The organism is Microcoleus sp. B3-D2 (assembly GCF_036705345.1).
Classification (GTDB): domain Bacteria; phylum Cyanobacteriota; class Cyanobacteriia; order Cyanobacteriales; family Microcoleaceae; genus Microcoleus.
Window position 1 is genome coordinate 58,262 of the sequence record NZ_JAUBUG010000016.1, and the last position, 13,960, is coordinate 72,221.

General features: G+C 46.6%; 7 protein-coding genes and 1 pseudogene. 5 read left to right on the top strand and 3 right to left on the bottom strand.

The annotated features are described in order from the left end of the window. Window positions 1–324 precede the first annotated feature (324 nt). Window positions 325–1,602 (bottom strand): ribulose bisphosphate carboxylase small subunit, encoded by a 1,278-nt coding sequence (locus QUB14_RS08905; protein WP_333218304.1) that lies wholly within the window; start codon window positions 1,600–1,602, stop codon window positions 325–327. 128 nt (window positions 1,603–1,730) lie between these two features. On the opposite strand from QUB14_RS08905, the gene QUB14_RS08910 reads away from it, so the two are divergent. The 5 genes from QUB14_RS08910 to QUB14_RS08930 all read left to right on the top strand — a co-directional run bounded on the left by QUB14_RS08910 (window position 1,731) and on the right by QUB14_RS08930 (window position 10,735). Continuing rightward, window positions 1,731–3,002: an aspartate aminotransferase family protein gene (locus tag QUB14_RS08910; RefSeq protein WP_333218327.1), complete on the top strand. Its 1,272-nt coding sequence runs from the start codon at window positions 1,731–1,733 to the stop codon at window positions 3,000–3,002. A gap of 529 nt (window positions 3,003–3,531) precedes the next feature. Next, the gene (locus QUB14_RS08915; protein ID WP_333218305.1) at window positions 3,532–4,767 is read left to right on the top strand and encodes a transposase; all 1,236 of its coding nucleotides are present in this window, start codon (window positions 3,532–3,534) and stop codon (window positions 4,765–4,767) included. Between the two features lie 40 nt (window positions 4,768–4,807). Next, window positions 4,808–8,464, top strand: coding sequence for a CHAT domain-containing tetratricopeptide repeat protein (locus QUB14_RS08920; protein ID WP_333218306.1), 3,657 nt, complete (start codon window positions 4,808–4,810; stop codon window positions 8,462–8,464). Between the two features lie 772 nt (window positions 8,465–9,236). Beyond that, the gene (locus tag QUB14_RS08925; RefSeq protein ID WP_333218307.1) at window positions 9,237–9,773 is read left to right on the top strand and encodes a hypothetical protein; all 537 of its coding nucleotides are present in this window, start codon (window positions 9,237–9,239) and stop codon (window positions 9,771–9,773) included. Further along, window positions 9,740–10,735, top strand: coding sequence for a hypothetical protein (locus QUB14_RS08930; protein WP_333218308.1), 996 nt, complete (start codon window positions 9,740–9,742; stop codon window positions 10,733–10,735). The genes QUB14_RS08925 and QUB14_RS08930 overlap by 34 nt, the downstream gene beginning before the upstream one ends. A gap of 649 nt (window positions 10,736–11,384) precedes the next feature. Here the strand turns inward: QUB14_RS08930 and QUB14_RS08935 are convergent. Further along, on the bottom strand, window positions 11,385–11,819 hold the full coding sequence (locus QUB14_RS08935) for a CAAD domain-containing protein (RefSeq protein ID WP_333218328.1): 435 nt from the start codon (window positions 11,817–11,819) through the stop codon (window positions 11,385–11,387). Window positions 11,820–12,221: 402 nt separating this feature from the next. Continuing rightward, window positions 12,222–13,664: pseudogene (gene gltX, locus QUB14_RS08940) on the bottom strand (glutamate--tRNA ligase); the annotation flags it as partial. Window positions 13,665–13,960 lie beyond the last annotated feature (296 nt).

Genomic DNA, 13,960 nt, shown 5'->3' on the forward strand with positions numbered 1-13,960 from the left:
GTGTTCATTGGTGTCAATTTAACGTTAAACCGATAGTCCGACAGGGGTTGAAACCCCTGCCTCAAAGCTAAAGTCCTCTCATACCAATTTAAGGTGAAGTTGCACATATCTCGATCCCCCTAAATCCCCCTTAAGAAGGGGGACTTTGAGAAGAATCTTGTCCCCCCCTTATTAAGGGGGGTTAGGGGGGATCAGATTCTATGCAGCCTCATAAAAAATTGGTATCAAGAGGACTGAGAATAAAAATTTTTAAACTCATTAGTCCTCTTCAGAGGACTTTAGCTATTAGACAGGGAATTCATTCCCTGGCGGACTGCTTTAACTTTAACCCTGCGGCCGCTGAATAATTGTTTCAACTACCCGCCGCTTGACTTTTGGATCGATACCAATCAGCCGCACGTATTCGCCGCCGTGTTCCGCCAAACAAGTTTCTAAAGATGCAACCACATCTTTTTCCTGTGCAGTTTTAATCGTCGCGCAACTTTGCCAAGAACCTGTTTTAAATCGGCGATTATCTGCATATTCCATGCCTATTTTGCAGCCTCTTGCTAATAACTGCTTTACTTGTTCCAATACCTCGGAGCTCAGTCGCGCTGCATGACCGTTACCCGCTTCAGAACTTGGCTCAACGTAAGCCTTATAATATTTGGATGACGGGTCGTTTAATTCACTTTGCGTGGGCGCAGCAGCAGGGGCATTGGGGGTTCCTTGAACGTTAAACAGGCGCGATTGGTTGTATTCATCTACTAAGCGCATTTCCTTAATCCGCTTTTGTTGGCCCACCATCAAACTGCCCATTTCTAATAAATGAGCGAGGCTGAAATTCGGGTTATGGAAATCGGGCGCTGCTTCCAAAGTGTTTACCAAACGCTTGGAAACTCGCTCGATTCCTACTTTGTGAATGAATTCGCGGATTTGTTCGTCATAAATGCGCGATCGCAAAGCACTAAAAAAGTCGATCGCCTGATCGGCAAAATTATCGACTAACGCCACAATATCGGTTTTTGACAATTTGTCCGACTCAAAAATTCCCCCAACAATGCCAATTTTATCATCCCGGCTGGGTTCCCAATAAAACTTTTCCATCCGCCCGTCGCGAATCAGCGGCGCGTACAGAGTAGAAAAATCATTTCCGGTGACAATAATCGGCACTCGGTGCAGCGGCGTACTGTCATAACTTCCTGGTAACTGCACGTTAGTTGGATTATCAGCAATATTCATCAGAGTCGCATTGACCATCTGAGTATTGACAGTATATTGAGTAGTAGTATCGAACCTGCCAGCACCGGCATCCAAATCGTTAATAAAGATGGCGCACATCTCGCCGCGCACCCGAATTTGCTCCGCAGCTTCCCGGTAGCGCAAGCGAATTAAACGCGCCGGATCTCCTGCATCCGGGCTTTCTAATTCCCCGCCAGATATCATCACCGGTTCAAAGCCCATCCGCCGAAAAACCAGTTCGGTTTGAAAAGTTTTGCCTTCTCCTTTGCGGCCGTGAATTCCCAAAATTAGGGGAACTCTTACCCCGGGTAAATTTAAAAAGTTTTTAGTGACGTGCACCGCAACTTTATCGAGAAAGTTAGGAGAAATGTAATAACTCATCAGTAGATTTGTGAGGGATTAATTGAGGTTACTGTTATGATTTTATGACAAAACTAACAGCCTGCACCGCTAACCTGGATTTTTACCGTACAATCGAGGTCTACATATTATGTGTTAAGGAGCGATTCGTGAGTCCAGAAACCTTATTAAAAGAACCGATCGTGCAAGCCGAAGCCAGTCCCTTCAGTTCTGAGAGCTTCGACAGCTATGTAATGACAACTTACGGGCGTTTTGCGATCGCCCTAGAACGAGGCCTCGGCTGCCGCGTTTGGGATACCGAGGGCCGCGAATATCTCGATTTTGTGGCGGGTATTGCTACCTGCACTCTGGGACACGCCCACCCCGCAATGATTGAAGCGGTAACTAAGCAAATTCAGACCCTGCACCACGTTTCTAATCTTTATTACATCCCCGTACAGGGCGAGCTGGCGAAGTGGCTTGTAGACCATTCTTGCGCGGACAGAGCCTTCTTTTGCAACTCCGGCGCCGAAGCTAATGAAGCGGCAATTAAACTCGCCCGCAAGTACGCCCACGAAAAATTAAATATCTCGAATCCGACAATCATTACCGCCGTTGCGAGTTTCCACGGGCGGACTTTAGCGACAATTACGGCAACCGGACAGCCTAAATACCAAAAGGGTTTTAGCCCTTTGGTTCCCGGATTTCACTACGTGCCCTACAACGATATTAGTGCGATCGAAAGTGCGATCGAGCAACTCGACAAAGACGAACGCCAAGTAGCTGCAATTATGCTGGAAGCGCTGCAAGGCGAAGGCGGAGTTCGCCCCGGAGAGCTCGCCTACTTCCAGCGCATTCGGGAAATTTGCGACGAAAAAGGCATTTTGCTCATTCTCGACGAAGTGCAAGTCGGGATGGGACGCAGCGGCAAATACTGGGGCTACGAAAACCTCGGCATTGAACCGGATATCTTTACGTCTGCCAAAGGATTGGGCGGCGGTATCCCGATCGGCGCTATGCTGTGCAAATCTTTCTGCGATGTATTTGAACCGGGAAGTCACGCCAGCACTTTCGGCGGCAATCCTTTTGCTTGCGCTGTAGCTTTGTGCGTTTGCCAAACTTTAGAACGGGAAAACCTTCTAGAAAACGTGCAGCAGCGCGGGGAACAGTTGAAAGCAGGGCTCAACAAGTTAGCGGCCGAATATCCGCATTTAATTGCCGAAGTGCGCGGCTGGGGTTTGATTGTCGGGATGGAATTGCAAGCTGATGTCGAACTTACATCCGCTGATATCGTCAAATCTGCGATCGCCGCAGGAGTGCTGTTGGTTCCTGCAGGGCCGAAAGTGCTGAGGTTTGTCCCGCCGCTGATTGTCACCTCCGCTGAAGTCGATCGAGCTCTGCTGGCAGTGGAGTCAGCCTTGCGCTCTCAAGCGGTACAGTAAAATCTACTGAGTTGATTTTTGTTAGCTGTAGCGCTGAAGCTCGCCCAATATCCTAAACTCACTTAGTCCAGGACACACTCCTCCTCAGAAACCGGGTTTCTTTCGAGATTTCTCGTTACCAAACCCAATAGTTTCCCAGAAACCGGGTTTCTTAGCCTAAGTGCGATCGGGGTAAAAGTAAACCCGTCCCGCTGCAAATCTGTCGGGGCGGGTTTGTCAAATTTAGAACTGTCTGTGAAACCCGCTCCGACAGACACACGGCGCCTTTAAGCGATTGTAGGTGCTACTTTCGCTATCTGCGTGTCTGTTGGGACTTGTGAATCCTGGTTTAACTATTTCGCGCCCTTCCCACTAAACGAAGTACCGCTATAGTGGGAAGGGCGGGTGACGACGATCGCATCTTTGAGCAGTTTTTGGGACAGCTTTCAAGACATACAAGATGCAATCGTCATCACCAAATTTTTCCCTAATGCTGTGCTCGTCAACTGTATATTGTGAGAGAATAGAAGAACCAAGGAGGTGATGTTGAGTGCTACACAGGGCTATCCAAGTTCGTTTGTATCCTACCCAAAAGCAACAAATACAATTAGCTCCCGCTTTGGGTTGTGCGCCTTGGTGCTCGAATTATGGTCTAAATAAATCAATTGAATTTTATAAAAAAACTGGTAAAAAACTTGGCTGCTCCGAACTCAACATACTTTTATCCGATATCAAAAAATTATATAGAAGTGCATGGCTAGGTGAGTGTTACAGCCAAGTTTTGCAAGCTACTACGCTCAATTTAACCACTGCCTACAAAATTATTTTTCATAAACTTGTTGGGTTTCCTAAGTTCAAAATGCCGCATAAAAAACAGTCTCTTCAGTATCGTCAAAACGTCAAGATGGTTGAGGATAGTGTCAAAGTTAGTCGCAATAGTGGAATAGCTCAACCCAAAATACCTAGATTAATTGAGGGTAAAAATAAGAGTGTAATTATTAGTAGGAAAAAATATTCACGAAAATCTCTGGTATCTATTAGAGTGAATGAAATTGAGTGTGAGAACCCGACAACAAAAGAAGGTAGGAATTATGGCATTGATTTAGGATTGAAACACTTTGCTATTGTCAACGAGGGCGAAAAAAAATCTAAATATGACAAGGCCAAGCATTCTGCCAAGCACGAGAAGAACTTGAAGCGCCAGCAGCAAAAGTTAAGGTGCCAGCAGACAGGAAATAATTCTCGGTACAAATATAGAAAAGTTGTTGCCAAGCTATACGAACAGTTTAGAAATTCGAGGCAATATTTTCTACATAAACTTAGTTATAAGTTGGTCAGCGATCGCCTCGCTGTCATAGTAGAAAACTTTCATTTGTGGAACAGGATTCGCAATCAAAATGTGGCGAAAGCAAGATCGGATGAGGTTTTGGAAAGTTTGACCAACTTCTTAGCCTACAAGTTGGAACGCAAAGGCGGGAACTTAGTCGAGATTGATAGAGGGGTTTCCACTTCCAAAGTTTGTTCTAATTGTTTCCATCAAATGGCCGAGATGCCATTAAATATGAGGGAAGGGACTTGTCCTCACTGTGCTACCGATCGCGATCGGGAGCGCGACAAGAAAGCAGCGATAAATATGAAAGCAGAAGGTATCAAAATACTAAAGGCGGAAGGTTCAGTTGTTTCTGCTTTAAAATGCGAGGTAATACCCAAGCTAGGACGAAAGTCTAAGCTAAGGTACTCGCCTATTAGTACAGAAGCCCCTACTATATTCGGTACTGCGATTTAGCGGTGGGTAGTTCACTTGGTTGCACGGAAGCAGCGCTCCTATGGTTAATAGTTTGGCGGAATGCACGATGGACGAACAGCGTCGCAAAACTGATGTTAATATGCTCCAAGCGCTGCTGGAAAATCCTGGCGACTCAGGAATAGATTTGATTTTGAGGACGAACCCAAAGTCGATAGACTTTGGGTTCGTGCAAACGCTTTATTTGGAAGAAGTGGCACTGACGCGAGAAAGCTTGCTGAAAGCTGCAAAATTTTTCCAAAGGGCGATCGCACCCTTAGAATCTGCAAAAGGGAATTATAAATTGCCCGCAACCGGGGCAGCCTATCTGGCTTTTTTAGCAGAAGTATTGCAGGCAGTCGCGCGCGGCGCTGATTCGCAGCACCTGTACTCGCTGCTGAGAAACAATTTAGACAAACTCGACCAGAATTTCGCACAACTGCTGCGCCACTGGGCCACTTTGGTGCTCCCTGCTGCCAAAGAATCGGAGACTAGGCGCATTGCAGCGTTAATCGGCAATCTGAGCAACAAAATTGGGCGGTTTCCCCTCGGCAGCAAAGCTCACAACTTGGAAATTGAAATTGCCGGTTACGAAACAGTTGCCAAGGTGTTTACCCGCAAAGACTTTCCCCAAGAATGGGCGGTGATGCAAAACAATCTGGGCAACGCTTATAGCGATCGTCCCAAAGGTGATAAGGCTCAAAATATCGAACAGGCGATCGCTTGCTTTGAAAATGCCCTACAAGTACGCACGCCCGAACAGTACCCGGAACAGTGGGCGACGCTGCAAAACAATCTGGGCAACGCTTACAGCGATCGTCTCAGGGGAGATCCGGCAGACAATCTAGAACAGGCGATCGCCTGCTATCAAAACGCGCTGCAAGTTCGCACCCGCGAAACTTTCGGGGAAGAGTGGGCGAGCACTCAAAACAATCTCGGCCGCGCTTACAGCCGCCGGCTGCGCGGCAACCGAGCTGAAAATCTGGAACTTGCAGTCGCTTGCTACCAAAATGCTTTGCAAGTCTACAACCGCAAGGTGTTTCCCCGGCGTTGGGCTACAACTCAAAATAATTTGGCAAATGCTTACTGCGAGTTGCTGCGGGGCAACCGAGCTGAAAATCTCGAATACGCGGTTACGTGCTATCAGAGAGCTTTGCAGGTGCGGACTCGGGAAGCTTTTCCGCAGCAGTGGGCGACTACTCAAAGGAATTTGGGTCGGGTGTTTGTCGATCGCATCAAAGGCGATCCGGTGGAAAATTTGGAAATGGCGATCGCCTGCTATCAAAATGCTTTACAAGTCTACACCCGCATCAAATTTCCCGAAGCCTGGGCTTCGATCCAAACTTACCTCGGTAGGATCTACAGTCGGCGGGTGAAAGGGGAAAAAGCCGAAAATATGGAAATGGCGATCGTCTGCTATCAAAATGCTTTGCTGTTTTGCAACCGCCAAAAAACTCCCGAACGCTGGGCAATGCTGTGTGCTTACCTCGGCCGCGCTTTCTGCGAACACGTGAAAGGGGAAAAAAACCGCAACCTAAAAAGCGCGATCGCCTGCTATCAAAATGCGGGCGAAGTCTACACCAGGCAGGCCTATCCCAACCGCTGGGCAATGCTGCAAATTTATCTCGGCAGGGCTTATTCGCAACTGACGGAGGCGGAAAATGTGTCGCACATGGAAAGCGCGATCGGCTGCTATCACAGCGCCTGTCAAGTCTACACCCGCGAAACCTATCCCCACCGCTGGGCTGAAATTTTATTTTATTTGGGTCAAGCTTACCGAGTTCGAGGCGACTTGCTTCGCGCCTACGGGGTTTTGACTGCTGCAGTCGATACTGTTGAATTCTTGCGTTGCGAAGTTGGGGTTGATACAGTCGATTTTGGCGATCGGACGAGTACCGAAAAAGTCAAATTAACCCGCACTTGGGCTGGACTCTATAAATGCCTGGTGCAAGTTTGCTTGGAACTCGGCGCCAGCCAACCTGAATATTACGCTAAGGCTCTGGAATACGCCGAACGCCACAAAAATCGGAATTTGGTAGAACTGCTGGTTAAATGCCACTTGACTCCGAAAGCCGAAATTCCCGCAGCGGTGCGAAGCGAGTTGGAGTCGCTGCGACTGGAAATAGCGGGGGAACAGCGGCACCAAGAACAGGGAGAACCTGAGCCGAACACGACCTTGATTTCTGAGGGCGATAGCCAAGGTTGGAACAGCGGTTCTCTGCTGCCGAACTCGGACTTCATGCACTTAAATCGATTGTGGAAGCAGTTTGATAGGTTGATTGCGCGGGAGGTGCAGGCAAACGATCCTTTCTTCAGCCTAGCTCACAAAGTTGAACCGATCGCTTTCGAGCAAATTCGCCAATTGTTGCCTGATGACAATTGCGCTGCTGTGGTGTGGGCGAGTTTGGGGGAGTTGCTGGTTGCTTTTGTGGTGGTAAAGAGTGCACAATATCCCGCCGTTCACCTCTGTTCCCCGCAAAATGCTTTGGCTGCGGAAACTTGGGCCCAGGAGTACCTCAGCGCTTATTCTGAACAAAAAGGTCGCTGGATCAATCATCTCCCGGCTCGCCTCAAACGCTTGGCTGCGATACTGGAAATCGATCGAGTGGTGGCGCTGATTCCGGAGAATTGCGATCGGCTGATTTTTGTGCCGCACCGATTTTTGCACGCTTTGCCACTCCACGCTTTGCCTTTGGCGGGGAGTGACGGGTTTGAGGACGGTGGGGGAATTTTTAGGTCTGGGTGGAGCGATCGCAGCGGTTTTGATGTCGAAACCTACAGCCTTTCGGATTTTTCTCAAAGTTCGTCTTTTGGCGACGTTGCAGCGCCTGCTGCTTATTTGATCGATCGATTTGCCGGAGGAATTCGCTATGCTCCTAGCTGTCAGCTATTGCTGTTGAGACAAAGTGCACGCGGAGCAGCTATTGGTCGGTACAGACCCGGTTTGCAGCACCTTTTGGCAATTCCAACTTTCACCAGAGATTCGTTCTACAGCAACATTGAAATCGGCAATATTTCCCAGTATTTTGCCAGTGCAGAAGTGGTGCGCCATAAGCCGGCAATTAAAGAGGCTTTTTCGCAAGAAATCTCTGCTAATAATGGGAATTTGCCCCAGCAAATAGGGCAGTTGCAGCAGAAAAAATGCGCTCATTTTGCTTGTTTGAGTTTGCTTAATTTGGCTTGGCCGCTGAAATCGGCAGTGTTTTTGAGGAATGATTCTCTGAGTTTGGAGGAAATTTTTAATCTAGATTTTCGGCAATATTTTTTAGTTACTTTATCTGGTTGCGAAATTGCCGCTGGCGGAGTTAGCGGTGCTGGAGGAGATTTTGTGGGTTTGTCGGCGGGTTTGTTGTATGCTGGCACCTCTAGTGTGGTTAGCAGTCTTTGGAAGGTGAACGATGTTTCTACGCTGCTGCTGACGAGCAAGTTTTATGAAAATCTGGGACGGTTTTCTCGGTTGCAGGTGGGAGATGTGGCGATCGCGCTGGGGGACGCTCAAAGGTGGCTGCGGGATTTGACTGGCGAGGAATTGGAGGTGTTGCTGGCGGATTTTCAACCTCAAATTTCGCAAATGTTCGATCGGCTTTCTCAAAGTTCTCGCCTGATTGCTGAGGCATCTTTGCAGCAAATTCGCAACCGCAAACCCTATCCTTTTGCCAATCCTTATTATTGGGCGGCTTTTACAGCGGCTGGGGTTTAGCTATTAGTCATTAGTCATTAGTCATTAGTCATTAGTCATTAGTCATTAGTCATTAGTCATTAGTCATTAGTCATTAGTCAACCATTCGTGACAAGTTAAGACTTTGCTACATTTGTCAATCAGTAATAATACTCAAAATAGTGCTGTTTGAAGAGTGGAAAATTCGCGATTTGGGGTCAGCGGGCATCAATATGGCGCTCCGCACGCTCGCACGAGCGCCCAAGTTTCCGTTTTTCACCCCATATTTGAAGAAAATTTGAGCATAATTGCTGATTGACAAATGCTTCCCTAGTTTAACTTGTCAGCAATGCGGTGAGAGTGGCCAGCTCTTGATTTACGGCAAGGCTGACAAAACCCGCGTAGTGCTTTTGCCGAAGTCGTTGTACACAGATTAGGATTCCCATTTTTTCCCGATGCAGGTTCTCTTGCCCCAAACATAAGCCAGCCAACGGTTTGCGACACTTTTCTGTATTATTCTCTCATAAGATTGATGGAAGAGCGGTAATTACCGTGATGCCAAGCGCTTATCGCAACGCACCGTGGATCGAAGTTGAGGCGAAACTTAAAGAGGAAGCGATTGAAAAATTGCGTGTATAATGGATTAGTAGGGCTTGCTGAAACAGTCTTTATCGCATAAGTCAGAAATCCCAAACCCAGGACTACAAAGCCTTACCAACAAAAGTTAGTAAGCAAATCATCCGCCGATTAGATTCAGCATAAAGCCCGCCAATCATTAAACTTAACTGTGGAGTGGCTGATGATAGTTGTAAATATGCCATACTTTCAGGGTTTGACGATTCTAGCCGATTTACCACCAAGCCCAGGTTATACGCGCGATTTTAGTTACTGCGTGAAAATTACTAACCAAGAAAAGTATCCAGACTATTGGCTATTCTTACAAATTAGTTCAGTAAATCCTAATGCACCCCCCAGCCCTTATATATTAATTCAACCAGGAGAATGCGTCCCAGTCTATGGTTATAGACCCATTGCAACAATCTCAGCAATTGCTAAAAATAAAGTCCAGCCCAAAGACTTAGAAAATAGTAGCCAAGTAACGATACTTGAAAATATTAATCTCCAAAATGCGCTGATTAAAGGTACTCCAACTATTCAGCCACCAAGCGAGCTACCTGCAATATACCAAAAGGTAGAAGATAATTTTCAAGTCAAATCGCTTAATTTGGACGGTTTACAGCTATCTCTAGTTAAGCAAGACAGGCAACTAGCCCTCAACTGGCTCGTTTTTCCGGTAATCGGAATAGCAATACTAGGATGGATAATTATTTCCAGAATAAGAAAAAAGTAGATGGTAAGCCGCAAATGACTACAATTATGGGGAGCGGACTAATTATTTTAGTTAGTGCATTGAGTGCAATTGCTTTTCCCTTTACTACTTATGCCACCACACTATTCACGTTCGGCATTGCTCACATTGCTATTGAATTACGCTATATCGATAGCCGTTTTTATCAGAATTTAAATAAAACAATTGAGTGGCGTTTGCTGCAATTAGTCCTATCAATTGCTTTATTACGCTGTTGTGCTATCTTTGGGCTAATTAGCATTCAGTTAGCTCCTTTGTTGGAATTATTTGCCGGACTAGGATTAATTTTAGTCGCTACTCACCACGTTTATCGACAGAATTGGCAATTGGGGATACTTGGTTTAGCTGTTAGCTGTTTATGCGGTATTGGGATTATCAAAGACCCGATTGCTACCTTAGTTATACTGGCGCTCGTTCACAATTTAACACCAGTAGCATTTATTCTAGAACGACAACGTACTAAACTACTTCGCACGTTATTAATCTGCGGACTCGTGTTTGGAGGAATACCAATAGGAATTATTAGTTTAAAAAGTTTAGGAATAATAAATTTTCCCCTTGAAACAAACACCCATTATTTAAATGCTTTTGTTGCACCATCATGGCAACATTTATCAATTGCTTATCCATTGTTCTCGGCTGCCACCTTTCTCCAGTGTATGCACTATGCAGCGGTCATCGGCTTATTTTCGCGGTGGACGAAAGAGGATGCGGAAACATTCTTATTCTGGCTTCCATCTAAAAAATTCTACTGGTTGTTGGCTGGAATATCGGTTTATTTTTTAGTAGCTTTTCAGCATTCGTTTGCACTTACTCGTGCTTTCTACGGCATCGCAGCAGCTATTCATGCTTGGTTAGAAATTCCATTATTATTGCTATTACCCCTGCCAATAATAAAACAGAAGTCCGCAGCTATAGGAAGCGAGATTAGCACCGAAAGATAAGCCGATGTTCCATCGCCATGAATAACCAATTGCCCATCGGTACATTAAACTCTCAACAAGCGCGACACCAGTTTCGATCGATAGGGAACGCATCGGGAAACTTAAATACGGTGATAGTTCGATAAACAGCTTCCACGCTATAGGATGAGTGATCGATGTGGCAGCACCAGTAATTATTGCTAGCTTTCGCCAGTCTTTTTTTCTAACTTGAGCGCAGATGGCGACAAATAAGCTCTCGATCGCAATCGAAACAATCAGTGCAATTAGTTCTTCTGAAGCGAAAAACATGGCGAAATAACTGGATTAGTTCCATTGCTGACAAGTTAAACTAGGGAAGCATTTGTCAATCAGCAATTATGCTCAAATTTTCTTCAAATATGGGGTGAAAAACGGAAACTTGGGCGCTCGTGCGAGCGTGCGGAGCGCCATATTGATGCCCGCTGACCCCAAATCGCGAATTTTCCACTCTTCAAACAGCACTATTTTGAGTATTATTACTGATTGACAAATGTAGCAAAGTCTTAACTTGTCACGAATGACCGTCAACAGTCATTAGTCAACAGTCATTAGTCATTTAAAAACCCGACACTAACAACTTATTTAAAGTTATCAGTGTCGGGCACAAATTCAACAAATTACCAGCAAAAGTTTAGGACTTTTTGCCGAAAACTTGTTCTTTTAATGCTTGAATTTCTTGACCTAATTGTTGGCGGTTGGACGATCGCAGCAAATAGCGGTAGACAAACCACCCGGTGTATCCGATACCAATTAGCTCGAATGTCGGTGCTAGCAGGGGGATGTCGTTGAGTTCATCTATTATCCCCAAAAGCACTTTCAAAGAGACAATCGAGGCTACAATTACACCGATAACAGTCAGGGGACTTTTGTACTGCTCGTAAAAGCTGCCGATGTAAGCGGGAAACTCGGACAAAATTGAGATAATTTGTTCTTTGATCTGCTGGGTCTGACTTGGCGGTTCGTCGGTAATTATGACTTGTGTTGTACCCATCGAACTTTCTGCTTCATTTCCGGCAGGAATTTCGGTAATGATAACGGTTGTTTCTGGTTCGTTTGATGAAGTCATTTCTCCACTCGCAATAGTTTTTTGCTGGTTGGCGGCAGGTATTTCAACTGCTGCTGCGACTGTTTCAAGAGCCGGTATTTCGACTGCTGCAACCCCCCCGTCGGTTGGTTCAAGAGCCGACACTTCGCCTGTTTCTGAAGTCGGTATATCGACTGCTGTAACTTCCACTGCTGGTTCGACAGTCGGCGTTTCGACTGTTTCGATCGCAAGTTTTTCCACTTCTGAAACCTCTGCTGCTGATGGTTCAACAACCGGGGTTTCGACTGTTTCAAGAGTCGGTGTTTCGACTTTTGAAACCTCCACTGCTGACTGTTCTGTAGCAGAACTTTCGGCGACTGTTTCTGCGTGTGGTTGTTCTGGGGTAGGAGTTTCGTCCGCGACACCAACAGCAGGCCCATTCAAGTTGCTAATGGCATCAAGCAAACGGGTTTTAGCCGTTCCTCGCTGGTGAAGGATTACCCAAGATTCTATCAGGTCGGGGCCGTGCATTGCACCTGTCAGAGCAGCTCTGAGCGATCGCATAATTAGCCCTTTGTTAAGATTTTTCTCTTTACTGAGCTTTTTAGTGATTTTCTGAGCTTCGGCTGATGTCAGGGACGAATGACTTTCCATCGCTTCTACAACAGCTTGTAAAGCCTGTGCAGCCCCTTTTTGCTGCAACTGTGCGAGTGCTTCTTCTTCGTATTCCACCGTGGTGGAGAAGAATACCTTACACATATCCACAGCATCGGTTAAGCGAACGAGACTCGGGCCGATTAAAGCAGCTATTTGTTCGAGCCAGGGCCGGTCTGCCTGCAAGTCAAACTCATAACCGCCTTTCTGCCACCAATAAGGTATCAGCAAATCTGTCAATTGCGGCACTGGCATTTTGTGCAGGTATTGACTGTTTAGCCAATTGAGTTTATCCCAATCAAATTTTGCACCAGCTTTGTTGACTCGATAGAATGTAAATAATTCTGCTGCTTCCGAGAGTGTAAATATTTCCTGCGTTGAATCCGGCGGCGTCCAGCCGAGCAAAGTCATGTAATTAACTAAAGCTTCGGGCAGGTAGCCCATATCTTTGAAGTCAGAAATCGAGGTTACGCCGTCGCGTTTAGAAAGCTTTTGCCCTTGGGAGTTTAAAATCAGCGGCGTGTGGGCAAATTCTGGGATTGTCGCGCCCAAAGCTTCGTAGAGCAATATTTGTTTCGGAGTATTGCCGATGTGATCTTCGCCGCGGATGACGTGGGTGATGCCCATGTCGATGTCATCGACAACTACGGCGAGGTTGTAGAGTGGTTGGCCGATAACGCCGCCGCTGGATGCACGGGCAATTACCATATCGCCGCCGAGGTCGCTACCTTTCCAGGTTACGGTGTCGCGCACCATGTCGTTCCAAGAAATTGTGCGATCGTCGTCGATGATAAACCGAATCACAGCTTGTCGCCCTTCGCCTTCAAAAGCTGCGCGCTGTTTGCTTGTCAAGTTGCGGTGCCGGTTGTCGTAGCGGGGGGCTTGTTTGTTGGCTTTTTGTGCTTCCCGCATTTCGTCGAGTTCTTCCGACGTGGTGTAGCAGCGGTAGGCGAGTCCATTGTCTAGAAGGGTTTGGACTGCTTGGCGGTATATTTCCAGACGCTGTGACTGAAAACTCGGGCCTTCGTCCCAGTTCATACCCAGCCAGGTGAGTCCTTCGAGGATGTTATCGGTGTATTCGCTTTTAGAACGTTCTACGTCTGTGTCTTCTACCCGCAGGATGAATTTTCCGCCTTGGTTGCGGGCAAACAGCCAGTTAAATACGGCGGTTCTGGCGGTACCGATGTGTAGGTTTCCGGTGGGACTGGGGGCTAGACGGACTCTGACATTCATGTAGATTTTGGCTTTTAGATTGGGCGATTTGCTGATTGGGCGAATAGCGGATGTTTAAGACTTTAAATTTTATTATATTTTGTTGCCGAATTAACAGTTGTGCTTGGCAGGTGCTTTGCCTCGAATTGCTTGATAATAGGCGATCCTCTTCGAGGGCTTTCCTTGGGATCGCGGAGCTAACGAGCGATCGGGCGAAAGTCTCCGGCAAGGCAGGAGAGGGCATCTTGATGATATTAGCTTGCGCGTGGCCAAGACTGGATTCACCTTTGGGACTATTTTTCACACCACAAATAACT

Bases quoted from the DNA above. Each gene is read 5' to 3' on its own strand.
- QUB14_RS08920 (WP_333218306.1), top strand. From the start codon at position 4,808: ATGGTTAATAGTTTGGCGGAATGCACGATGGACGAACAGCGTCGCAAA.
- QUB14_RS08930 (WP_333218308.1), top strand. From the start codon at position 9,740: ATGGATAATTATTTCCAGAATAAGAAAAAAGTAGATGGTAAGCCGCAA.
- QUB14_RS08925 (WP_333218307.1), top strand. From the start codon at position 9,237: ATGCCATACTTTCAGGGTTTGACGATTCTAGCCGATTTACCACCAAGC.
- QUB14_RS08905 (WP_333218304.1), bottom strand. From the start codon at position 1,602: ATGAGTTATTACATTTCTCCTAACTTTCTCGATAAAGTTGCGGTGCAC.
- QUB14_RS08935 (WP_333218328.1), bottom strand. From the start codon at position 11,819: ATGACTTCATCAAACGAACCAGAAACAACCGTTATCATTACCGAAATT.